Origin of the sequence: Burkholderia sp. MS389 (assembly GCF_016899425.1) — a bacterium.
Lineage (GTDB): Bacteria > Pseudomonadota > Gammaproteobacteria > Burkholderiales > Burkholderiaceae > Burkholderia > Burkholderia sola.
In genome coordinates, this window is record NZ_CP045994.1 from 1090114 (window position 1) to 1112638 (window position 22525).

General features: G+C 65.5%; 20 protein-coding genes. 17 read left to right on the forward strand and 3 right to left on the reverse strand.

All coding sequences use genetic code 11. The annotated features are described in order from the left end of the window. Positions 1-25: 25 nt before the first annotated feature. A complete protein-coding gene (gene ompA, locus GJG85_RS05120) occupies positions 26-694 on the reverse strand; it encodes an outer membrane protein OmpA (RefSeq protein ID WP_050011546.1) in 669 nt (222 codons plus the stop codon). A gap of 567 nt (positions 695-1261) precedes the next feature. Here ompA and gyrA point away from each other — a divergent pair. The 16 genes from gyrA to cysM all read left to right on the forward strand — a co-directional run bounded on the left by gyrA (position 1262) and on the right by cysM (position 18988). Further along, a complete protein-coding gene (gene gyrA, locus GJG85_RS05125; protein ID WP_050011545.1) occupies positions 1262-3865 on the forward strand; it encodes a DNA gyrase subunit A in 2604 nt (867 codons plus the stop codon). 83 nt (positions 3866-3948) lie between these two features. Further along, entirely contained in the window at positions 3949-4548 is a 600-nt protein-coding gene (locus GJG85_RS05130; RefSeq protein WP_006486966.1) for a DUF2059 domain-containing protein, read from the forward strand. Positions 4549-4705: 157 nt separating this feature from the next. Beyond that, positions 4706-5788 carry a 3-phosphoserine/phosphohydroxythreonine transaminase gene (gene serC / locus GJG85_RS05135; RefSeq protein ID WP_050011544.1) on the forward strand — a complete coding sequence of 361 codons (1083 nt, stop codon included), beginning with the start codon at positions 4706-4708 and terminating at the stop codon, positions 5786-5788. A gap of 33 nt (positions 5789-5821) precedes the next feature. Further along, positions 5822-6904, forward strand: a complete 1083-nt coding sequence (pheA, locus tag GJG85_RS05140; protein ID WP_050011543.1) for a prephenate dehydratase — start codon at positions 5822-5824, stop codon at positions 6902-6904. Positions 6905-7080: 176 nt separating this feature from the next. Continuing rightward, entirely contained in the window at positions 7081-8007 is a 927-nt protein-coding gene (locus GJG85_RS05145) for a prephenate dehydrogenase/arogenate dehydrogenase family protein (RefSeq protein ID WP_204383722.1), read from the forward strand. Positions 8008-8020: 13 nt separating this feature from the next. Then, on the forward strand, positions 8021-9325 hold the full coding sequence (aroA, locus tag GJG85_RS05150) for a 3-phosphoshikimate 1-carboxyvinyltransferase (RefSeq protein WP_204383724.1): 1305 nt from the start codon (positions 8021-8023) through the stop codon (positions 9323-9325). A gap of 12 nt (positions 9326-9337) precedes the next feature. Continuing rightward, complete coding sequence (gene cmk, locus GJG85_RS05155) at positions 9338-10024, forward strand: (d)CMP kinase (RefSeq protein ID WP_006476573.1); 687 nt, start codon at positions 9338-9340, stop codon at positions 10022-10024. Positions 10025-10148: 124 nt separating this feature from the next. Then, positions 10149-11879: a 30S ribosomal protein S1 gene (gene rpsA / locus GJG85_RS05160; protein WP_011694214.1), complete on the forward strand. Its 1731-nt coding sequence runs from the start codon at positions 10149-10151 to the stop codon at positions 11877-11879. 22 nt (positions 11880-11901) lie between these two features. Continuing rightward, entirely contained in the window at positions 11902-12225 is a 324-nt protein-coding gene (locus GJG85_RS05165; RefSeq protein ID WP_006486894.1) for an integration host factor subunit beta, read from the forward strand. A 221-nt stretch (positions 12226-12446) separates the two neighbouring features. Continuing rightward, a complete protein-coding gene (locus GJG85_RS05170) occupies positions 12447-12740 on the forward strand; it encodes a LapA family protein (protein ID WP_012328123.1) in 294 nt (97 codons plus the stop codon). A gap of 55 nt (positions 12741-12795) precedes the next feature. After that, complete coding sequence (gene lapB / locus GJG85_RS05175; RefSeq protein WP_050011540.1) at positions 12796-13968, forward strand: lipopolysaccharide assembly protein LapB; 1173 nt, start codon at positions 12796-12798, stop codon at positions 13966-13968. Between the two features lie 66 nt (positions 13969-14034). After that, positions 14035-15435, forward strand: a complete 1401-nt coding sequence (locus GJG85_RS05180; protein WP_050011539.1) for a UDP-glucose/GDP-mannose dehydrogenase family protein — start codon at positions 14035-14037, stop codon at positions 15433-15435. Positions 15436-15442: 7 nt separating this feature from the next. Continuing rightward, the gene (gene rfaE1 / locus GJG85_RS05185; protein ID WP_080334140.1) at positions 15443-16393 is read left to right on the forward strand and encodes a D-glycero-beta-D-manno-heptose-7-phosphate kinase; all 951 of its coding nucleotides are present in this window, start codon (positions 15443-15445) and stop codon (positions 16391-16393) included. Positions 16394-16456: 63 nt separating this feature from the next. Next, complete coding sequence (gene rfaD / locus GJG85_RS05190) at positions 16457-17449, forward strand: ADP-glyceromanno-heptose 6-epimerase (protein ID WP_050011537.1); 993 nt, start codon at positions 16457-16459, stop codon at positions 17447-17449. Between the two features lie 74 nt (positions 17450-17523). Further along, positions 17524-17871, forward strand: coding sequence for a helix-hairpin-helix domain-containing protein (locus GJG85_RS05195; protein ID WP_050011536.1), 348 nt, complete (start codon positions 17524-17526; stop codon positions 17869-17871). Between the two features lie 214 nt (positions 17872-18085). Further along, positions 18086-18988, forward strand: a complete 903-nt coding sequence (gene cysM, locus GJG85_RS05200; RefSeq protein ID WP_050011535.1) for a cysteine synthase CysM — start codon at positions 18086-18088, stop codon at positions 18986-18988. A 76-nt stretch (positions 18989-19064) separates the two neighbouring features. Here the strand turns inward: cysM and mltB are convergent, their stop codons facing one another. Further along, the gene (gene mltB, locus GJG85_RS05205; RefSeq protein WP_080334139.1) at positions 19065-20414 is read right to left on the reverse strand and encodes a lytic murein transglycosylase B; all 1350 of its coding nucleotides are present in this window, start codon (positions 20412-20414) and stop codon (positions 19065-19067) included. Between the two features lie 43 nt (positions 20415-20457). Here mltB and GJG85_RS05210 point away from each other — a divergent pair, with 43 nt between their 5' ends. Then, positions 20458-21381, forward strand: coding sequence for a histone deacetylase family protein (locus GJG85_RS05210; protein WP_050011533.1), 924 nt, complete (start codon positions 20458-20460; stop codon positions 21379-21381). 30 nt (positions 21382-21411) lie between these two features. Here GJG85_RS05210 and GJG85_RS05215 read toward each other — a convergent pair whose 3' ends face one another. Then, the gene (locus GJG85_RS05215) at positions 21412-22329 is read right to left on the reverse strand and encodes an alpha/beta hydrolase (protein WP_204383725.1); all 918 of its coding nucleotides are present in this window, start codon (positions 22327-22329) and stop codon (positions 21412-21414) included. Positions 22330-22525: the final 196 nt, after the last annotated feature.

Genomic DNA, 22525 nt, shown 5'->3' on the forward strand with positions numbered 1-22525 from the left:
CTTTGAAGCAGTCGAAAACCGCGGCTTAGTTTGCCGGAACGGTCGTCTTCTGGACTTCTTGCGTACCGACCACTTCGACTTCCACGCGGCGGTCCGGTGCGAGGCAGGCGATGAGTTGCTTGCGGTTCTTCTGGTTGCAGCCGGTCGTAACCGGGTTGCGCTTGCCCTTGCCTTCCGTGTAGATCTTGTTGGCCGGCACACCCTTGCTGACCAGGTACGACTTCACGGCTTGCGCGCGGCGCAGCGACAGACGGTCGTTGTACTTGTCCGAACCGATGCGGTCCGTGTAGCCCGTTGCGACGACCACTTCCGTGTTCATGCCCTGGATCTTCGACGACAGTTCGTCCAGCTTTTGCTTGCCCAGCGGCTTGAGCGTTGCCTTGTCGAAGTCGAACAGTGCGTCAGCTTGATACGTGATCTTCTGGCTCGTGATGGCCGGAGCGACCGGAGCGACCGGCGGCTGCGGTGCCTGGGCGACCAGTGCGCCATCGCACTTCGCGTTGGCGGTGGCCGGCGTCCAGAACGCATCGCGCCAGCAGAGCTCGTTCGTGCCGTTCATCCACACCCATTCGCCCGTGCCGTTCACCCAGTTGTCATTGACGGCTTGACGCGACGCCGGCACCGACTGTGCCGAAGCGGATGCAGCCATAACTGCGGTAGCTGCAATGAACGCGAGCTTTGAAAGTTTATTCATATTTCTCCTCTCGAAATTGAGATTACCGCAGGTTTACTGCGAGCCTGTTGACGGTGACAAGTCATACATTGCTCGAAGTATAACATTGGTGCGGCACAAAAAACGCGGCACCGCTCTGTGTAGACTTCGAGCAGCGTCTAACTTTCAGTGCGTTGGCATTTTGCCATATCGTTCCCTTCCTACGAAAAAAAATCCTCCCCACCCCAAGATCGCTTCAACTTTGTGGTGCATGCGCAACACCCGCCTGCCGTAACTTTTAGAGATTGTCAAGAGCGGGGCGGCGAAATTGCGCGATTGCATGCGGTTGTTTACTCGCGCGCAGGAAACGCGGCGGATGCGATCGCCTGCGACGTCGCGTCGCGTCGCGTACCCGCGTACCCTTTCGTCGGCCCGATTTCGACCGAGGATTTCGGCCGATTCGCCGCGGCCGCGATTTTTGCTGTTTACATATAGTGGGGGAGGCGGATTGGCGGCCGATGGGCGCATGTTAGAATCTCGCGTTGCGTTGCGCATGCAGCGCCCACGCGAAAGGCGTTCGCCGTCTTCGCTCCGAAACGATACGGATACATGGATCAATTCGCCAAAGAGACCCTGCCCACCTCCCTAGAGGAGGAAATGCGCCGTTCGTATCTCGATTACGCGATGAGCGTGATCGTCGGACGTGCCCTCCCGGATGTCCGCGATGGCCTCAAGCCCGTGCACCGGCGCGTGTTGTTCGCGATGCACGAACTGAACAACGACTGGAACCGCGCGTACAAGAAGTCGGCGCGTATCGTCGGTGACGTGATCGGTAAATACCACCCTCACGGCGATACCGCGGTCTACGACACGATCGTGCGGATGGCGCAGGATTTCTCGCTGCGCTACATGCTGATCGACGGGCAGGGCAACTTCGGCTCGATCGACGGCGACAATGCCGCGGCGATGCGTTACACCGAAATTCGCATGGCGAAGATCGGCCACGAGCTGCTCGCCGACATCGACAAGGAAACCGTCGATTTCGAGCCGAACTACGACGGCAACGAAATGCAGCCGTCGGTCCTGCCGTCGCGCATTCCGAACCTGCTGATCAACGGCTCGTCGGGCATCGCGGTCGGCATGGCGACCAACATCCCGCCGCACAACCTGAACGAAGTCGTCGACGCGTGCCAGCACCTGCTCGGCAACCCGGAAGCGACGATCGACGAGCTGATCGAGATCATCCCGGCGCCGGACTTCCCGACGGCCGGCATCATCTACGGCGTCGCCGGCGTGCGCGACGGCTACCGCACCGGGCGCGGGCGCGTCGTGATGCGTGCGGCCACGCACTTCGAGGAGATCGACCGCGGCCAGCGGATGGCGATCATCGTCGACGAGCTGCCGTATCAGGTGAACAAGCGCTCGCTGCTCGAGCGGATCGCCGAGCTCGTCAACGAGAAGAAGCTCGAAGGCATTTCCGACATCCGCGACGAGTCCGACAAGAGCGGCATGCGCGTCGTGATCGAGCTCAAGCGCGGCGAAGTGCCGGAAGTGGTGCTGAACAACCTGTACAAGGCGACGCAGCTGCAGGACACGTTCGGCATGAACATGGTCGCGCTCGTCGATGGCCAGCCGAAGCTGCTGAACCTGAAGGAAATCCTGCAGTGCTTCCTGTCGCACCGACGCGAAGTGCTGACGCGCCGCACGATCTACGAACTGCGCAAGGCTCGCGAACGCGGCCACGTGCTCGAAGGTCTCGCGGTCGCGCTCGCGAACATCGACGAGTTCATCGCGATCATCAAGGCCGCGCCGACGCCGCCGATCGCGAAGCAGGAACTGATGGCGAAGCCGTGGGATTCGTCGCTCGTGCGCGAGATGCTGACGCGCGCCGAGAGCGAGAACGCGGCGGCCGGCGGCCGTTCCGCGTACCGTCCGGAAGGCCTGAACCCGGCGTTCGGGATGCAGACCGACGGGCTGTACCGCCTGTCCGACACGCAGGCGCAGGAAATCCTGCAGATGCGTCTGCAGCGCCTGACCGGCCTCGAGCAGGACAAGATCATCGGCGAGTACCGCGACGTGATGGCGCAGATCGCAGACCTGCTGGACATCCTCGCGCGCCCCGAGCGGATCACGACGATGATCGGCGAGGAACTGACCTCGGTGAAGGCCGAATTCGGCGACGCGCGCCGCTCGAAGATCGAGCTGAACGCGACCGAGCTGAACACCGAGGATCTGATCACGCCGCAGGACATGGTCGTCACGATGTCGCACGCGGGCTACGTGAAGTCGCAGCCGTTGTCCGAGTACCGCGCGCAGAAGCGCGGCGGTCGCGGCAAGCAGGCGACGCAGATGAAGGAAGACGACTGGATCGAGACGCTTTTCATCGCGAACACGCACGACTACATCCTGTGCTTCTCGAACCGCGGCCGCGTGTACTGGGTCAAGGTCTATGAAGTGCCGCAGGGCTCGCGCAATTCGCGCGGCCGTCCGATCGTCAACATGTTCCCGCTGCAGGAAGGCGAGAAGATCAACGTCGTGCTGCCGGTCAAGGAATTCTCGGCCGACAAGTTCATCTTCATGGCGACGTCGCTCGGCACCGTGAAGAAGACGCCGCTCGAAGCGTTCAGCCGCCCGATGAAGAAGGGCATCATCGCAGTCGGCCTCGACGACGGCGACTACCTGATCGGTGCGTCGATCACCGACGGCGCGCACGACGTGATGCTGTTCTCGGACTCCGGCAAGGCCGTGCGTTTCGACGAGAACGACGTGCGTCCAATGGGGCGCGAGGCGCGCGGCGTGCGCGGCATGCAGCTCGAGGACGGGCAGCAGGTCATCGCGATGCTCGTCGCGGGCAGCGAGGAGCAGACCGTGCTCACCGCGACCGAAAACGGCTACGGCAAGCGCACGCCGATCACCGAGTACACGCGCCATGGCCGCGGCACGAAGGGTATGATCGCGATCCAGACGTCCGAGCGCAACGGCAAGGTCGTGGCTGCCACGCTCGTCGACGCCGAGGATCAGATCATGCTGATCACGACGGCCGGCGTGTTGATTCGCACCCGCGTGTCCGAGATTCGCGAGATGGGGCGCGCCACGCAAGGTGTTACACTCATCAGTCTCGATGAGGGTACGAAGCTCTCTGGCCTCCAGCAGATCGCCGAGGCCGAAGAGGGAGAGGGCGAAGCCGACGAGGCGTCGGACGGCGAAGCCTGAAGAACGGATGAGACTCTGGCCGCCGCGGGCGAAAAGCGCCGCGGCCGGCGAGCAACCATTCATATTTCCAAAAGGGAGTGATGATGCAAAAGCAATTCAAGCAACTGGTTCTGCTGGCTGCACTGGTGCCGACTTTCGCGATGGCGCAGGCGCTGTCGAATTCCGCACCGGCTGCTCCGGCGGCAGCTGCGCCGATCGACGCCGACAAGAAGGCAGCGATCAAGGATCTGCTCGACGCGATCGACGCGCCGAAGCTCGTGTCGGCAATCGGCAACAGCGCCGAAATGCAGGCCAAGCAGCTCGTGCCGGCCATCCTGTCGGACGCGCTGTCGGAAAACAAGACGCTGAACGACAAGCAGAAGCAGGCTGCCGTTCCGACGCTGCAGAAGAACGCGGTGCCGAAGCTGGTCGACGGCGCGGGCAAGGTGTTCGGCACGCAACAGTTCCAGAGCGACGCGATGTCGGCTCAGTACGACGCGTACGCGAAGTACTACAGCACGTCGGAGATCAAGGATCTGACGACGTTCTACAAGAGCCCGACGGGCCGCAAGTTCATCCAGGTTCAGGATCAGGTCGGTCGCGACGTGGTCAACGGCCTGATGCAGAAGTACATGCCGCAAGCGATCCAGGCAACGCGTACGCAGGCTGACAAGGAAGTCGCAGCAGTCAAGCCGGGCAAGTAAGCTGTCCGGGCGCGCGCCCCCGGCCGTTCGGCCGGGTTTGGCGGGAGCCTGACGACAGTGCGATAATGGCCGTTTGCGCGCGAGCGCAAGCGGCCATTTCTTTTCTGGCGCGTTTTGCCGGCGACAAGCCGGTCGCGTCCCTCCCGAGGTTTTCACGATGCGCGTCTTTAATTTCTCCGCCGGCCCTGCGGCGATGCCCGAGGAAGTGCTGCGGCAGGCCGCCGACGAAATGCTCGACTGGCACGGCAGCGGCATGAGCGTGATGGAGATGAGCCATCGCGGCAAGGAATTCATGTCGATCCACGAGGCCGCGCTGACCGACCTGCGCGACCTGCTAGGCGTGCCGGCGAGCCACCGGATCCTGTTTCTGCAGGGCGGCGGCATCGCGGAAAACGCGATCGTGCCGATGAACCTGCTGGGCGCGCGCAAGACGGCCGACTTCGTCGTGACGGGTTCGTGGTCGCAGAAATCGTTCGGCGAGGCGAACAAGTTCTGCACGCCGCATCTGGCCGCGAGCGGCAAGACGGAAGACGGCTTCACGCGTGCGCCCGTGCGCGCGGAATGGCAGTTGTCGGACGATCCCGCCTACGTGCATCTGTGCACCAACGAGACGATCGACGGCGTCGAGACGTTCGAGATCCCCGATCTCGGCGACGTGCCGCTGGTCGCGGATGTCTCGTCGCACATCCTGTCGCGTCCGATGGACGTCGCGAAGTACGGCGTGCTGTTTGGCGGCGCGCAGAAGAACATCGGGATGGCCGGCGTGACGGTCGTGATCGTGCGCGAGGATCTGCTCGATCGCGCGCTGTCGATCTGCCCGTCCGCGTTCGAATGGAAGACCATCGCCGCGAACAACTCGCTGTACAACACGCCGCCCACCTACGCGATCTACATCGCGGGCCTCGTGTTCCAGTGGCTGAAGCGGCAGGGCGGCCTCGAAGCGATCGAGGCCCGCAATATCGAAAAATCGAAGCTGCTCTACGACACGATCGACGCGAGCAGCTTCTATCTGAACAAGGTCGAGCCGGCAGCACGTTCGCGGATGAACGTGCCGTTTTTCCTGGCCGACGAAACGCGCAACGAAGACTTCCTTGCCGGCGCAAAGGCGCGCGGGCTGCTGCAGCTGAAGGGCCACAAGTCCGTCGGCGGCATGCGGGCGTCGATCTACAACGCGGTGCCGCTCGAGGGCGTGAAGGCGCTCGTCGAGTACATGAAGGACTTCGAGCAGCGCGGCGCCTGACGGCGGCGCTGCTCAAACAGCACGGCAAAACGCATGGACGACGAACTGAATTCCCGCCTGAAACCGCTGCGCGACCGCATCGACGCGATCGACGCGCAGCTGATCGCGCTCCTGAACCAGCGCGCCGCGGTGGCGCTCGAGGTGGGCGAGGTCAAGAAGCATTTCAACGCGCCGGTGTTCCGGCCCGAGCGCGAGCTGCAGGTGATCGCGCGGCTGCAGGACATGAGCGCCGGGCCGCTCGCGAGCGAGCACATCAGCGCGATCTGGCGCGAGATCATGGCGGCGAGTCGTGCGCTCGAGCAGACGATCCACGTCGCGTTCCTCGGGCCGGTCGGCACGTATAGCGAGCAGGCGATGCTCGAGTATTTCGGCCAGTCGATCGAAGGGCTGCCGTGCCCGTCGATCGACGAGGTGTTCCGCTCGGTCGAGGCCGGTGCGTCCGCGTTCGGCATCGCGCCGGTCGAGAATTCGACCGAAGGCGCGGTATCGCGCACGCTCGACCTGCTGCTGCAGACCCAGCTCGTGATCAGCGGCGAACTCGCGCTGCCGATCCATCACAACCTGCTCACGCAGAGCGGCACGCTCGACGGCGTGACGCGCGTCTGCGCGCATGCGCAGGCGCTCGCGCAATGCCAGCAGTGGCTCGCGGCGAATGCGCCGCAGCTCGAGCGGCAGGCCGTGGCGAGCAACGCGGAGGCCGCGCGCCTCGCGGCGGCCGATCCGACCGTCGCGGCGATTGCCGGCGACCGCGCGGCCGCACACTATGGATTGCAGATCGCGTTCTCGCTGATCCAGGACGATCCGCACAACCGCACGCGCTTCGTGATCGTCGGCAAGCAGCCGGCCGGGCAGAGCGGTCACGACCAGACGTCGCTGATCGTGTCCGTGAAGAACGAGCCGGGCGCCGTGTTCAAGTTGCTCGAGCCGCTCGCACGGCACGGCGTGTCGATGACGCGCTTCGAGTCGCGTCCGGCGCGCGTCGGCACGTGGGAGTACTACTTCTATATCGACATCGAAGGGCACCGTGACGATGCGGCGGTGGCGGCCGCGCTCGCGGAACTCGGCCAGAAGGCCGCGTTCCTGAAGATACTCGGTTCGTATCCGCGCGCACGCTGACGCGCGGCGGCCGTCGCGTGCTTGGCGCAGGCGGGGCGGGCAGGGCAGGCCGGTCCGCTGCCGAAGGCGGGTTCGGGCGGTATCCGGCGCAGGTGGCGCCGGGTGCGGGCCCGTTGCCCGGAATCTGGAATTCCGCGTGCGGGGCGTCGTTTCGCGCGCGTAACTTGGCTCTTGTCGTGTCAGGCTTTGCATTCAACAAACTGGTCATCTTCGGCGTCGGCCTGATCGGCGGATCGCTGGCCCGCGCGCTGCGCGAGCGCGCGCCGGGCGGCGCGGGCGAGATCGTCGGCGTCGGCCGTTCGCGCGCGTCGGTCGAACGTGCGTGCTCGCTCGGCGTGATCGACCGCGCGGCGGCGCTCGACGACGACGCGCAATTGCGCGACGCGCTTGCCGGCGCCGATCTCGTCCTGCTGGCCGCGCCCGTCGCGCAGACGGGCCCGTTGCTCGCGCGCATCGCGCCGTGGCTCGACGGCGCGACGATCGTCACCGATGCCGGCAGCACCAAGTCCGACGTCGTCGCGGCTGCGCGCGACGTACTCGGCGCGCGGATCGCGCAGTTCGTGCCCGGTCATCCGATCGCGGGGCGCGAATCGAGCGGCGTCGAGGCGGCGTTGCCGGACCTCTACGTCGGCCGCAACGTCGTGCTGTGCCCGCTGCCGGAGAACGCGCCCGACGTGGTGGCCCGGATCGACGCGATGTGGCGGGCGACCGGCGCCGACGTGCGCATGATGAGCACCGAGCAGCACGATCGCGTATTCGCGTCGATCAGCCATCTGCCGCACGTGCTGTCGTTCGCGCTCGTCGAGCAGATTCTCGGCGAGGCCGACGCGGAACTGAAATTCTCGTACGCGGCCGGTGGTTTCCGCGATTTCACGCGTATCGCGGCGTCGAACCCGGAAATGTGGCGCGACGTGTGCGTCGCGAACCGCGCGGCGCTGCTCGACGAACTCGACGGCTACACGCGCGTGCTCACGCGGTTGCGTGCGGCGATCGACGCCGGCGACGGCGCGGCGCTCGAAGCCGTATTCACGCGCTCGCGCGCCGCACGCAAGGCATGGCAGGAGCGCGGCGGCGCGCCCGCTGCCGAACCGGTCAAGAAATAACAGGACGATTCCCATGGACTACCTCGATCTCGGCCCGTACTCCAGCGCTTCGGGTACCGTGCGCCTGCCCGGCTCGAAGAGCATTTCGAACCGCGTGCTGCTGCTCGCGGCGCTCGCCGAAGGCGAAACGACGATCACCAACCTGCTCGACTCCGACGACACGCGCGTGATGCTCGACGCACTCGGCAAGCTCGGCGTGAAGCTCGCGCGCGACGGCGACACCTGCGTGGTCACCGGCACGCGCGGCGCGTTCACCGCGAAGACGGCCGACCTGTTCCTCGGCAACGCGGGCACGGCCGTCCGGCCGCTGACCGCCGCGCTCGCGGTAAACGGCGGCGACTATCGCGTGCACGGCGTGCCGCGCATGCACGAACGGCCGATCGGCGATCTCGTCGACGGCTTGCGCCAGATCGGCGCGCAGATCGACTACGAGCTGAACGAAGGCTACCCGCCGCTGCGGATCAAGCCCGCGACGATTGCGGTCGATGCGCCGATTCGCGTGCGCGGCGACGTGTCGAGCCAGTTCCTCACCGCGCTGCTGATGACGCTGCCGCTCGTGAAGACGAAGGACGGCACGACCGTCGTCGAAGTCGACGGCGAACTGATCTCGAAGCCGTACATCGACATCACGATCCGGCTGATGGCGCGCTTCGGCGTGACCGTCGAGCGCGACGGCTGGCAGCGCTTCGTCGTGCCGGCCGGCGTTCGCTACAAGTCGCCGGGACGGATCATGGTCGAGGGCGATGCGTCGTCCGCGTCGTACTTCCTCGCGGCCGGTGCACTGGGCGGCGGCCCGCTGCGGGTCGAGGGCGTGGGGCGCGCGAGCATCCAGGGCGACGTCGGTTTCGCGAACGCGCTGATGCAGATGGGCGCGAACGTGACGATGGGCGACGACTGGATCGACGTGCGCGGCATCGGCCACGATCACGGCAAGCTCGAGCCGATCGACATGGACTTCAACCTGATTCCCGACGCGGCGATGACCATCGCGGTTGCGGCGTTGTTCGCGAGCGGCGCGAGCACGCTGCGCAACATCGCGAGCTGGCGCGTGAAGGAGACGGACCGCATCGCCGCGATGGCGACCGAGCTGCGCAAGGTCGGCGCGATCGTCGAGGAAGGCCCCGACTATCTCGTCGTCACGCCGCCGGAAAAGCTCACGCCGAACGCGGCGATCGATACGTACGACGATCACCGGATGGCGATGTGCTTCTCGCTCGTCAGCCTCGGCGGCGTGCCCGTGCGGATCAACGATCCGAAGTGCGTCGGCAAGACGTTCCCCGACTATTTCGACCGCTTCGCCGCGCTCGCCAAGGCCTGACCCACTGTTCCGATGAAATCGACCCGACCCTTTCACCCGACTCCCGTCATCACGATCGACGGCCCGACCGCTTCCGGCAAGGGCACCGTCGCGGCGCTCGTCGCCGCGCACCTCGGCTTCCACCTGCTCGACAGCGGCGCGCTGTACCGGCTCGCCGCGCTCGCGAGCGTGCGCTACGGGATCGCCGCGGAGGACATCGACGCGCTGGTGAAGCTGATCGACGATCTGCACATCACGTTCCGTGAAGGGTGCGCGCAGCTCGACGGCGTCGACGTGTCGAACGACATTCGTGCCGAAGCGGTCGGCAACCGCGCGTCGGCCATTGCCGTGCACGGCCCCGTGCGCACCGCGCTCGTCGCGCGCCAGCGCGCATTCCGCAAGACACCCGGCCTCGTCGCGGACGGGCGCGACATGGGCACGGTGATCTTCCCGGACGCCGTGCTGAAGGTGTTCCTGACGGCCAGCGCCGAGGCGCGCGCGACCAGACGGCATAAGCAATTGATGCAAAAAGGTTTTTCTGCTAATATAGATGACTTGCTACGGGATCTTCGTGAACGTGACGCGCGCGACAGCAATCGCGCAGCCGCGCCGCTGAAGCCTGCGGCAGATGCCAAGCTGCTCGATACGTCGGCGCTTTCGGTCGATGAAGCGGTCGATCAGGTGCTGCAGTGGTACCGGGCGCTCGGCCAGCCCGCCTGAGAAGGCGGGCAGCGGTAGGTGCTTCGCGTCGCAAGCGCGGAGCGTGTTTCGAACCCTTAACCCCGTGTGGTCCTCGATCTGGCCCTTTCAGCCTGCCATTCCGGCCGGCGTGGCACAGCGAGCCATGCACAATCAGATTTTTATGTCCGACCTGCAAACCTCCACCCCGAATACCGAATCCTTTGCGGCTCTGTTCGAAGAGTCGCTGACCCGCCAAGACATGCGCGCCGGCGAAGTGATTTCCGCCGAAGTCGTGCGCGTCGACCACAACTTCGTGGTCGTCAATGCAGGCCTGAAGTCCGAGGCTTACATTCCGATCGAGGAATTCCTGAACGATCAGGGCGAGGTTGAGGTGCAGTCGGGCGATTTCGTGTCCGTCGCGATCGACGCACTCGAAAACGGCTACGGCGACACGATCCTGTCGCGCGACAAGGCGAAGCGCCTTGCATCGTGGCTGTCGCTGGAAAAGGCCCTCGACAACAACGAACTCGTCACCGGCACGATCACCGGCAAGGTGAAGGGCGGCATGACCGTGATGGTCAACGGCATCCGCGCGTTCCTGCCGGGTTCGCTGGTCGACACGCGTCCGGTCAAGGACACGACCCCGTACGAAGGCAAGACGCTCGAGTTCCGCGTGATCAAGCTCGATCGCAAGCGTAACAACGTCGTGCTGTCGCGTCGTGCAGTGATCGAAGCAACCCAAGGCGAAGAGCGCGCGAAGCTGCTCGAGACGCTGAAGGAAGGCGCGATCGTCAACGGCGTGGTCAAGAACATCACCGACTACGGCGCATTCGTCGACCTCGGCGGCATCGACGGCCTGCTGCACATCACCGACATCGCATGGCGTCGCGTGCGTCACCCGAGCGAAGTCCTGTCGGTTGGCCAGGAAGTCACCGCGAAGATCCTCAAGTTCGACCAAGAGAAGAACCGCGTCTCGCTGGGCATCAAGCAACTGGGCGACGATCCGTGGGAAGGCATCTCGCGCCGTTACCCGTCGGGCACGCGCCTGTTCGGCAAGGTCACGAACATCACCGACTACGGCGCATTCGTCGAAGTGGAATCGGGCATCGAAGGCCTCGTCCACGTGTCGGAAATGGACTGGACCAACAAGAACGTCGCGCCGTCGAAGGTTGTCCAGCTGGGCGACGAAGTCGAAGTCATGGTCCTCGAGATCGACGAAGACCGTCGTCGTATCAGCCTCGGCATGAAGCAGTGCAAGCCGAATCCGTGGGATGACTTCAGCCGCAACTTCAAGAAGGGCGACAAGATCACGGGCGCAATCAAGTCGATCACCGACTTCGGCGTGTTCATCGGTCTGCCGGGCGGCATCGACGGCCTGGTCCACCTGTCGGACCTGTCGTGGAGCGAAGCCGGCGAAGAAGCCGTTCGCAAGTACAAGAAGGGCGACGAAGTCGAAGCAATCGTGCTCGGTATCGACGTCGAGAAGGAGCGCATTTCGCTCGGCATCAAGCAGCTCGAAGGCGACCCGTTCAGCAACTACGTTGCAATGAACGACAAGGGCTCGATCGTCGACGGCGTCGTGAAGACGGTCGATGCGAAGGGTGCGGTCGTCACGCTGACGGGCGACATCGAAGGCTACCTGCGTGCGTCGGAAATCTCGCAGGATCGCGTCGAAGATGCACGCAACGTGCTGAAGGAAGGCGACAAGGTCAACGCGATGGTGATCAACATCGATCGCAAGTCGCGCGGCATCAACCTGTCGATCAAGGCGAAGGATTCGGCTGAACAACAGGAAGCGATCCGCGGCCTGCAGTCGGACTCCAGCGCTGCTGCGACCGGTACGACCAACCTCGGCGCGCTGCTGAAGGCGAAGCTCGACGGCCAGAACCAGTAAGCCTTACGAGGTCTGCTGAAGTATGACCAAATCCGAGTTGGTCGCGCAGCTGGCATCGCGATTTCCGCAACTTGTCCTCAAGGATGCGGATTTCGCGGTGAAAACGATGCTCGATGCGATGTCCGACGCCCTGGCGAAAGGGCATCGCATTGAAATTCGGGGTTTCGGCAGCTTCGGCCTCAATCGTCGCCCGGCGCGCGTCGGACGCAACCCGAAGTCGGGGGAGAAAGTGCAGGTGCCCGAGAAGTTCGTGCCGCACTTCAAACCTGGCAAGGAATTGCGTGAACGCGTCGACGGCCGCGCCGGTGAACCGCTGAAGGCTGACGATCCGGACGACGAGCGTTGAGCGTCGTTCGGTGAGCCCGGAACCTGTCCGGCGAAGGCTGAAAAGAAAAGCGCCCCTTGTGGGCGCTTTTTTCATTTCCGGCGGCATGTCCGGTAACCGACCCGCAACGCCGCGCACAGGATCTGCGCAGCCGCGGAAACGCTTCCTTTACAATACGGGTCGATTCGGTGCGACGAAGGGGAGTCGCGCGCCGCGGCAAACCTCAACAAAGAGAGGGCTTCATGAAGTTTATCGTCTGGCTGATCCGGGTATTGGTGTTCGTCCTGCTGCTGGTGCTTGCGCTGGCCAATACACAAACCGCGACGCTGAATTTCGTTGCCGGCTATGCATGGCAAGCGCCGCTGATCCTGATCGGCCTGGCATTCTTCGCCGTGGGGCTGCTGGCCGGCCTGCTGTCCGCGCTGCCTTCGATCTTTCGTTTGCGTCTCGAGAACGGGCGTTTGAAGCGCGATCTGCGTGCGGCGCGCGAAACGCCTGCCGTCATCGACCAGCCGCCGATGCCGCCCGTCATTTAACCCCGGACGCCGCGCGATTCCTCGCGCGGTTTTCGTCTCTGCTTCGATATTTCGCATGGATCTGGATTTCTGGTGGTTGCTCGCGATTCCGGTCGCGTTCGCGCTCGGTTGGGCGGCGTCACGCTATGACCTGAAGAATCTCCTGTCGGAGAGCGCTAACCTGCCGCGCTCGTATTTTCGCGGCCTGAATTTTCTGTTGAACGAACAACCCGACAAGGCGATCGATGCGTTCATCGAGGTGGCCAAGCTCGACCCCGAAACGGTCGAGCTGCACTTCGCGCTCGGCAACCTGTTTCGCCGTCGCGGCGAGACCGACCGCGCGATCCGCGTGCACCAGAACCTGCTGAGCCGCACCGACCTGCCGGTCAACGAGCGCGACCACGCGCTGTACGAACTGGGTCAGGATTTTCTGAAGGCCGGCCTGCTGGATCGCGCCGAAGAGGCGTTCCACAAGCTCGCGGACGGCGACTACGCGCTCGGCGCACAGCGGGCGCTGCTGACGATCTACGAGATCGAGAAGGACTGGAACAAGTCGATCGATACGGCGAAACGTATCGAATCGATGAGCGACAAGCCGCTCGGCATCGAAATTGCGCAGTTTCACTGCGAACTCGCGCAGGACGCGCTGCAGCGCAAGCAGGCCGACGTGGCGGCCGAACAGTTGCGCCGTGCGCTGACCGTGAATCCGCAGAACGTCCGTGCGACGATCCTGTCCGGCGACGCGGCGCAAGCGGCGGGCGACCACGCGGCCGCAATCGAGCACTGGAAGCGCGTCGAAGCGCAGAACCCGGCGTATCTGCCGCTCGTCGCCGACAAGCTGATGAAGGCGTACGTCGCGCTCGGCAAGAACGTCGAAGGCGCCGAGCTGCTGATGGGGTACGTCGATCGCTATCCGTCGAACGACCTGCTCGACATCGCCTATCAGCATATCGCCGGGTTGCGCGGCCAGGATGAGGCGCACACGCTCGCGCGCACGCAGATGGAAAAGTCGCCGAACCTGTCGGGGATGCTGCACCTGCTCGATGCGCAGATCGCGGCGGCCGACGAACCGCGTCGTAAGGAACTTGAAATGATGCGTGCGCTGATCAAGCAGCGTACGAAAAATCTGCCGCGGTATACGTGCCAGAATTGCGGTTTCCGGGCACGGCTCTTCTACTGGCAGTGCCCCGGATGCAGCGGCTGGGAAACCTATGCGCCGCGCCGCGTCGAACCCGCGATGCCGGGCTGATCCCGGCACGCGGAGCCAACGCGCTGCGGCCAAGTTAGTCTATTACCGGGAAGTACCGGAACATCTATGAAAATCACCATCATCGGCACCGGCTATGTCGGCCTCGTCACGGGCGCGTGCCTCGCGGAGATCGGTCACGACGTCTTCTGTCTCGACGTCGATCCGCGCAAGATCGACATCCTGAACAACGGCGGGATGCCGATTCACGAACCGGGGCTGCTGGACATCATCGCACGCAACCGCACGGCGGGGCGCCTGCGCTTCTCGACCGACATCGAGGCGAGCGTCGCGCACGGCGAGATCCAGTTCATCGCGGTCGGCACGCCGCCCGACGAGGACGGCTCGGCCGACCTGCAATACGTGCTCGAGGCCGCGCGCAACATCGGCCGCCACATGACGGGCTTCAAGGTGATCGTCGACAAGTCGACGGTGCCGGTCGGCACCGCGCGGCGCGTGCACGGCGTGGTCGACGAGGCGCTGGCCGCACGCGGGCTCGCGGGCAGCGTCGCGCATCGCTTCTCGGTCGTGTCGAACCCGGAATTCCTGAAGGAAGGCGCCGCGGTCGAGGACTTCATGCGCCCGGACCGGATCATCATCGGCGTCGACGACGACGAAACCGGCACGATCGCACGCGAGAAGATGAAGAAGCTCTACGCGCCGTTCAACCGCAATCACGAGCGCACGATCTACATGGACGTGCGTTCGGCCGAATTCGCGAAGTACGCGGCGAACGCGATGCTCGCGACGCGCATCTCGTTCATGAACGAGATGTCGAATCTCGCCGACAAGGTCGGCGCCGACATCGAGGCCGTGCGCCGCGGGATCGGCTCCGATCCGCGCATCGGCTATCACTTCCTGTACGCCGGCGTCGGCTACGGCGGCTCGTGCTTCCCGAAGGACGTGCAGGCGCTGATCCGCACCGCGGGTGAGAACGGCCAGCCGCTGCGTATCCTGGAGGCCGTCGAGGCCGCCAACCATGCGCAGAAGGACGTGCTGATCGGCAAGATCGAGCAGCGTTTCGGCGCCGACCTGACGGGCCGCGAGTTCGCAGTCTGGGGCCTGGCGTTCAAGCCGAACACCGACGACATGCGTGAGGCGCCAAGCCGCCGCCTGATCGCCGCGCTGCTCGAGCGCGGCGCGACCGTGCGCGCCTACGATCCGGTTGCCGTCGACGAAGCGCGGCGCGTGTTCGCGCTGGATTTCGGCGACGATGCCGACGTGCTGGCGCGATTGCACCTCGTCGACACGCAGGACGCCGCGGTCACGGGCGCGGACGCACTCGTGATCGTGACCGAGTGGAAGGAATTCCGCAGCCCCGATTTCACGCGCCTGAAGGCCGAGCTGAAAGCGCCGGTGATCTTCGATGGGCGCAACCTGTACGAGCCGGATGCGATGGCCGAACTCGGCATCGACTACTACGCGATCGGTCGGCCGTACGTCGATCCCCAGTCGTTTTCCCGTGGCTGAACGTACGATGAATACTCTTCGTGAAGTCGTTCCGGTGCCGCGCGAGCAACTCGCGCGTTCGCGTGTGCTCGTCGTCGGCGACGTGATGCTCGACCGCTACTGGTTCGGCAACGTCGATCGCATTTCGCCTGAAGCGCCGGTGCCGGTCGTGCACGTGCAGCGTCAGGAAGAGCGGCTCGGCGGCGCGGCCAACGTGGCGCGCAATGCGGTGACGCTCGGCGGCCAGGCCGGGCTGCTGTGCGTCGTCGGTTGCGACGAACCCGGCGAGCGGATCGTCGAGCTGCTCGGCAGCAGCGGCGTGACGCCGCATCTCGAGCGCGATCCGGCGTTGCCGACCACGATCAAGCTGCGCGTGCTCGCGCGCCAGCAGCAACTGCTGCGCGTCGACTTCGAGGCGATGCCGACGCACGAGGTGCTGCTCGCGGGGCTCGCGCGCTTCGATGCGCTGCTGCCGCAGCACGACGTCGTGCTGATGTCGGATTACGCGAAAGGCGGCCTCACGCACGTCACGACGATGATCGAGAAGGCGCGTGCGGCCGGCAAGGCGGTGCTGGTCGACCCGAAGGGCGACGACTGGGCACGCTATCGCGGCGCATCGCTGATCACGCCGAATCGCGCGGAACTGCGCGAGGTGGTCGGGCAGTGGAAATCGGAAGACGACCTGCGCGCGCGCGTCGCGACCCTGCGTGCGGAGCTCGGCATCGACGCGCTGCTGCTCACGCGTTCGGAAGAGGGCATGACGCTCTTTTCCGCGGGCGGCGAACTGCATGCGCCGGCGCTCGCACGCGAAGTGTTCGACGTGTCGGGCGCGGGCGACACCGTGATCGCGACGGTCGCGACGATGCTCGGCGCCGGTGTGCCGCTCGTCGATGCTGTGGTGCTCGCGAATCGCGCGGCAGGCATCGTGGTCGGCAAGCTCGGCACGGCCACCGTGGACTACAACGAACTGTTTCACTGAGCGCATTCGGCGGCGCGACGAGCGCGCCGCACGAGTGGCTCGCACTTTTCAGGCAGGACGATCATGACCCTCATCGTCACCGGCGCAGCCGGTTTTATCGGCGCGAACATCGTCAACGCGCTCAACGCGCGCGGCGAGACGCGCATCATCGCGGTCGACAACCTGACGCGCGCGGACAAGTTCCGCAATCTCGTCGACTGCGAGATCGACGACTATCTCGACAAGACCGAATTCGTCGAACGCTTCGCGCGCGGCGATTTCGGCAAGGTACGCGCGGTATTTCATGAAGGCGCCTGTTCGGACACGATGGAAACCGACGGCCGCTACATGATGGACAACAATTTCCGCTACAGCCGCGCGGTGCTCGATACCTGCCTCGCGCAGGGCACGCAGTTCCTGTATGCATCGTCGGCCGCGATCTACGGCGGCTCGACGCGCTTCGTCGAGGCGCGCGACGTCGAGGCGCCGCTGAACGTGTACGGCTATTCGAAGTTCCTGTTCGACCAGGTGATCCGTCGCGTGCTGCCGAGCGCGAAGAGCCAGATCGCGGGCTTCCGCTATTTCAACGTGTACGGCCCGCGCGAGACGCACAAGGGCCGCATGGCGTCGGTCGCGTTCCACAACTTCAACCAGTTCCGTGCGGAAGGCAAGGTGAAGCTGTTCGGCGAGTACAACGGTTATGCGCCGGGCGAGCAGACGCGCGATTTCGTGTCGGTCGAGGACGTGACCAAGGTGAACCTGTTCTTCTTCGATCATCCGGAGAAGTCGGGCATCTTCAACCTCGGCACGGGGCGCGCGCAGCCGTTCAACGATATCGCGTCGACGGTCGTCAATACGCTGCGCGCGCTCGACAACCAGCCGCCGCTGACGCTCGCGCAGCAGGTCGAGCAGGGATTGATCGAATACGTGCCGTTCCCCGATGCGCTGCGCGGCAAGTACCAGTGCTTCACGCAGGCCGACCAGACGAAACTGCGCGCGGCCGGCTACGACGCACCGTTCCTGACCGTGCAGGAAGGCGTCGACCGCTACGTGCGTTGGCTATCCGGCCAGGTTTAAACCGGCGCGTTGCATCGATAGACTGGGTCTCACGGTCGGCAGCCGCCGGCCGTTTTTCTTCGGAGATCCAGCACATGATCAGGAAATGGTTTGCCGCAGCGGTCATGCTCGGCGCAGTGGCGTCGGCCTGGGCGGCCGTCGACGTCAACACCGCGAACGAGGATGCGCTCGTCGGCATCAAGGGCATCGGCCCGGCGCGGGCGAAGGCGATTCTCGACGAGCGCGGTGCACGCGGTCCGTTCAGGAATGCGGACGATCTCGCCGCACGCGTGAAGGGCATGGGCGGGCATACCGTCGAGCGGCTTCAGCAGGAAGGGTTGACGGTCGGTACGGCGGCGGGCGCGGGCACGACGCCGGCGGCCGCGGGCAAGCCGGCGGCAGCGAAGCCCGCCGCCGTGCCGGCCCGCACCGCGCAGAAATAACGGGTCGCGCGTACCCGACACCGGGCTCCTTCAGTCGCCGTCGTTGCGACGGCTTCCCGCGGCATGCCGCGGGTTTTTTGCGTGGGGCCGCGCGCGCGGCGAAACGCGAACCGCGCGGTACGCGTATTCCATCGTCGCAAAGGGGTTGCCGGCGCGCGTGCCGGTGCTGGTTTACAATCGATCGATTGATCGGCCTCGCACTCACGGTATATCCATGGCTTACAAAACTATCGAAGACACGATCGGCAATACGCCGCTCGTGCAACTGGTCCGCCTGCCGGACGACGAGATTCGCGCGCGCAACAACGTGCTGCTCGCGAAGCTCGAGGGCAACAATCCGGCCGGTTCCGTGAAGGATCGCCCGGCGCTGTCGATGATCAGCAAGGCCGAGGCGCGCGGTCGCATCAAGCCGGGCGATACGCTGATCGAGGCGACGAGCGGCAACACGGGCATCGCGCTCGCGATGGCCGCGGCGATCCGCGGCTACAAGATGGTGCTGATCATGCCGGAGGATCTGTCGGTCGAGCGCCGCCAGAGCATGGCGGCCTACGGCGCCGAAATCATCCTGACGCCGGTGAAGGGCGGGATGGAGCTGGCGCGCGACCTCGCGGAGCAGATGCAGCGCGAGGGCAAGGGCGTGATCCTCGACCAGTTCGGCAACCCCGACAATCCCGTCGCGCACTACGAAGGCACGGGGCCGGAGATCTGGCGCGATACCGAAGGGCGCATCACGCACTTCGTGTCCGCGATGGGCACGACGGGCACGATCATGGGCACGTCGCGCTATCTGAAGGAACAGAATCCGGCGATCGAGATCGTCGGTGCGCAGCCGGAAGACGGCTCGCGTATTCCGGGCATCCGCAAATGGCCGGAAGCGTACATGCCGACCATCTTCGATCGCAGCCGCGTCGACCGCGTCGAGAGCGTGAGCCAGGCTGCGTCGGAAACGATGACGCGCCGGCTGGCGGCGGTCGAAGGCATCTTCGCGGGCATTTCGTCGGGCGGCGCATGCGAAGTCGCGATGCGCATCGCGCGTCAGGTCGAGAACGCGACGATCGTGTTCATCATCTGCGATCGTGGCGACCGCTACCTGTCCACGGGCGTGTTTCCAGCGTGAGCCCGGGCGGCACGCACTGCCGCCACACGCAAAAAAAACGCCGCATATGCGGCGTTTTTGTTTTGTGCGGGCGTGCTTATTGTGCAGGTGCTTCCGTGTCCGCCGCAGGCAACGGGAGCGCGCCGCTCGCTTGCATCTGCGCTTTCACGGCTTCGCCGAGCTGGTACACGGTGAGTGCGTAGAAGAAACTGCGGTTGTAGCGCGTCAGCACGTAGAAGTTCTTCAGGCCGAGCATGTATTCGGTCGCGCGCCCCGGCGTCGGCAGGTCGACCACGGTCACCGGCGTGCCGGCTTCGGTCGTGATGTTGACCGTCGGCTCGTTCAGCGTCATGCCTGCGCGCAGCAGTTGCGACAGCGCCCAGTGCGGTTCGGGCTGGCCGTCGGCGGCGGCCTGTGCGATGCCCAGGCTGCCCGTATCGGGCGTGATTTGCCAGACCACCGGGCGGTCGGTTTCCCAGCCGTGCTGTTTCAGGTAGTTCGCGACGCTGCCGATCGCATCGACAGGACTGCTGCGCAGATCGACGTGGCCCGTGCCGTCGAAGTCGACTGCATATTCGCGGATGCTGCTCGGCAGGAACTGCGGAATCCCGATCGCGCCGGTGTACGAGCCGAGCACGGTGGTGGGGTCGAGCTGGTTGTCGCGGGTCCAGACCAGGAAGTCTTCGAGGTTCTTGCGGAACGTGGCCTGGCGGCTGTCGCGATTCGGCGTGTCCGGGTAGTCGAACGTCAGTGTGGTCAGCGCGTCGAGCACGCGGAAATTGCCCATGTAGCGGCCATAGATCGTCTCGACGCCGATGATGCCGACGATCACCTCGGGCGGCACGCCGAACTGCTCGGACGCGCGCTGCAGCGTCGCCTGGTTCGCCTTCCAGAACTTCACGCCCGCATTGATGCGGATCGGCTCGATGAAGCGCGAACGATAGACGCGCCAGTTCTTCACCGAAGGCGTCGGTGCGGGCCTCACGAGCTTGACGGCCGTGGCCGAGTAGCTGACGCGCGAGAACAGCGCATGCAGGCTCGCCGAATCGAAGCCGTTGCGGCTCACCATCTCGTCGATGAACGCGTCGACCTTCGCGTTGCTCGCGTAACGCTGCGGAACGATTTCCTCTTCGAACGTCTGGCCTTGCGGCGTCGGCTGCTGTGGCTGGGCCTGGGCGACGAGCGTGCCGGCGGGCTTCGCCGGCTGCGTCTGCGCGACGGCGGGCGCGGTGCCGAGGGCCGCCGCGACGGCAGCGACGACGAGCGGAGCGCGAACACGGAACAGCGCGGAGAGAAGGGCGGCGGGCTTGCTGGAATTCATGTCGAAGCGGGCGGACAGGGCGATTGTGTTCGGCGCAGTATACCCGACGCATCCGGCGCGCCGGGCCGAAGCCGGCCGCCGTTGTGGTAAGTTAGCGGCGAATTCGCGGCAGACGATGGACATCATTGACGGAGACCTGCGACGCACCGCGCGCCGCGGACGACAGCTTATGGCAACCGCTTTCTATACGCACCCCGACTGCATGCTGCACGAGATGGGGGAATGGCATCCGGAATGTCCGGCCCGCCTGTCGGCGATCCAGGATCAACTGATCGCGAGCCGCATCGACGACCTGATCGTGCACGAAACCGCGCCGTTCGCGAGCGAGGTCGCGCTCGGCCGCGTGCATACGCAGGCGCACATCGACTACATCCGCAGCATGACGCCGGTCGACGGTTACGTCGAGATCGATCCCGATACGCTGATGAATCGCGACACGTGGCGCGCGGCACTGCGCGCGGCCGGCGCCGCGGTCGCGGCGACCGATGCGGTGATCGAAGGCCGCTACGCGAATGCGTTCTGCGGCGTCCGGCCGCCCGGTCATCATGCGGAGCCGGCGCGCGCGATGGGCTTCTGCTTCTTCAACAACGTCGCGATCGCCGCGCGGCACGCGCTCGACGTACACGGCATCGAGCGTGTCGCCATCATCGATTTCGACGTGCACCACGGCAACGGCACCGAGGCGGCGTTCGCGAACGACGAGCGCGTGCTGATGTGCAGTTTCTTCCAGCATCCGCTGTATCCGTTCTCGGGCGTCGATCACCAGGCGCCGAACATGGTCAACCTGCCGATGCCCGCACGCAGCAACGGGATGGCGATCCGCGAAGCCGTCGACATGCTGTGGCTGCCGCGCCTCGACGCATTCAAGCCGCAGATGCTGTTCGTGTCGGCCGGGTTCGATGCGCATCGCGAGGACGACATCGGCAATCTCGGTCTCGTCGAGGCCGACTTCGAATGGCTGACCGCGCGGATCGTCGACGTCGCGCGCCGGCATGCGCAGGGCCGTATCGTCAGCTGCCTCGAGGGCGGTTACAACCTGTCCGCGCTCGGCCGCAGCGTCGTCGCGCACCTGCGCGTGCTCGCCGGGATCTGATTCCCGCTCGACCGGCCGGTCAGGGCGCGCTCAGCGCGCCGGCACGCGCGCGTGAATCCACGCGATCAGCGCGTCGATCACGCGGTCGCGTTCGAGATCGTTCATCGTTTCGTGGAAGCCGCCCTCGTACAGCGTCAGCGTACGATCGGGCGAGCCGACGCGTGCGCCGAACGAACGGCTGCCGTCGGGTTCGGTCAGCTTGTCCTCGGTGCCGTGATAGACGAGCACCGGGACGCGCAGCGCGCCGCGGCCGGCTTCGATGCGCGCCATCGCGTCGAGAATCTCCGCGCCGGTGCGGGCGGGCACTGCGCCGTGATGCACGAGCGGATCGGCGCGATTGGCCGCGACGATGGCCGGATCGCGCGACAGCAGGGCCGCGTCGATCCTGATCGCGGGGAAGGTGGGCCACACACGGCTGATGACGCGGCTGACCGCGAGCATCCAGCGCGGCACGTCGCGCCCTGGCGCAAGCGCCGGGCTCGACAGCACGAGGCCCGCCAGCGCGTGGCAGCGGGCGGGTGCGCGTTCGATCGCGTAGAGCGCCGCGACCGCGCCGCCCATGCTGTGCCCCATCAGGAACAGCGGCGCATCGCCGCGCGCGGCTTCGGCGACCAGCGCATCCGCGTCGTTCAGGTAGCCGTCGAAACGGTCGACCCACACGCGCGCGCCGGGCGACTGGCCATGCCCGCGCAGATCGATCGCCAGCACGTCGATGCCCGCTGCGTTCAGTCGGCCGGCGAGCGCGGCATAGCGGCCCGCGTGTTCGGCGAGGCCGTGCACCAGCGCGATCGTCGCGTGCGGCGGCGCGGCGCCGTCGCCGGCCGGCCAGCGGTACGACGCCAGTTCGAGCCCGTCCGCGGTACGCAGGCGGCCCATGCGCGGCGCGGGCGCCGAAGGTACCGACCCGGCGGTGGCGGGCGCGGCGGCCCGCGGGGTGGTGGTGCTCATCGGGCGTGTCTCCTGGTCGTTGGCATGTGCGTTTCGCGATCATAGTCGCGGCCCTCCGGCGCGGGCCCAGCAGCACCCCTCTAATTTCGTCTGGTTATGAAAAGATCGAAATCGATTATTAAGGGGAATGAGGGGTTTGCGGTAAAATCGCCGGCTATTCCAGATGCATCGGCGGCCGACTGGCGGGCCAACTCGC

What these genes read in the sequence shown, in the direction of transcription:
- serC (WP_050011544.1), top strand. Translation starts at nt 4,706, where the DNA reads ATGCGCGTCTTTAATTTCTCCGCCGGCCCTGCGGCGATGCCCGAGGAA.
- rfaE1 (WP_080334140.1), top strand. Translation starts at nt 15,443, where the DNA reads ATGAATACTCTTCGTGAAGTCGTTCCGGTGCCGCGCGAGCAACTCGCG.
- rfaD (WP_050011537.1), top strand. Translation starts at nt 16,457, where the DNA reads ATGACCCTCATCGTCACCGGCGCAGCCGGTTTTATCGGCGCGAACATC.
- lapB (WP_050011540.1), top strand. Translation starts at nt 12,796, where the DNA reads ATGGATCTGGATTTCTGGTGGTTGCTCGCGATTCCGGTCGCGTTCGCG.
- mltB (WP_080334139.1), bottom strand. Translation starts at nt 20,414, where the DNA reads ATGATGTCCATCGTCTGCCGCGAATTCGCCGCTAACTTACCACAACGG.
- GJG85_RS05180 (WP_050011539.1), top strand. Translation starts at nt 14,035, where the DNA reads ATGAAAATCACCATCATCGGCACCGGCTATGTCGGCCTCGTCACGGGC.
- GJG85_RS05195 (WP_050011536.1), top strand. Translation starts at nt 17,524, where the DNA reads ATGATCAGGAAATGGTTTGCCGCAGCGGTCATGCTCGGCGCAGTGGCG.
- GJG85_RS05215 (WP_204383725.1), bottom strand. Translation starts at nt 22,329, where the DNA reads ATGAGCACCACCACCCCGCGGGCCGCCGCGCCCGCCACCGCCGGGTCG.
- gyrA (WP_050011545.1), top strand. Translation starts at nt 1,262, where the DNA reads ATGGATCAATTCGCCAAAGAGACCCTGCCCACCTCCCTAGAGGAGGAA.
- rpsA (WP_011694214.1), top strand. Translation starts at nt 10,149, where the DNA reads ATGCACAATCAGATTTTTATGTCCGACCTGCAAACCTCCACCCCGAAT.
- GJG85_RS05210 (WP_050011533.1), top strand. Translation starts at nt 20,458, where the DNA reads ATGGCAACCGCTTTCTATACGCACCCCGACTGCATGCTGCACGAGATG.
- GJG85_RS05130 (WP_006486966.1), top strand. Translation starts at nt 3,949, where the DNA reads ATGCAAAAGCAATTCAAGCAACTGGTTCTGCTGGCTGCACTGGTGCCG.
- GJG85_RS05170 (WP_012328123.1), top strand. Translation starts at nt 12,447, where the DNA reads ATGAAGTTTATCGTCTGGCTGATCCGGGTATTGGTGTTCGTCCTGCTG.
- cmk (WP_006476573.1), top strand. Translation starts at nt 9,338, where the DNA reads ATGAAATCGACCCGACCCTTTCACCCGACTCCCGTCATCACGATCGAC.
- cysM (WP_050011535.1), top strand. Translation starts at nt 18,086, where the DNA reads ATGGCTTACAAAACTATCGAAGACACGATCGGCAATACGCCGCTCGTG.
- GJG85_RS05165 (WP_006486894.1), top strand. Translation starts at nt 11,902, where the DNA reads ATGACCAAATCCGAGTTGGTCGCGCAGCTGGCATCGCGATTTCCGCAA.
- aroA (WP_204383724.1), top strand. Translation starts at nt 8,021, where the DNA reads ATGGACTACCTCGATCTCGGCCCGTACTCCAGCGCTTCGGGTACCGTG.
- pheA (WP_050011543.1), top strand. Translation starts at nt 5,822, where the DNA reads ATGGACGACGAACTGAATTCCCGCCTGAAACCGCTGCGCGACCGCATC.
- ompA (WP_050011546.1), bottom strand. Translation starts at nt 694, where the DNA reads ATGAATAAACTTTCAAAGCTCGCGTTCATTGCAGCTACCGCAGTTATG.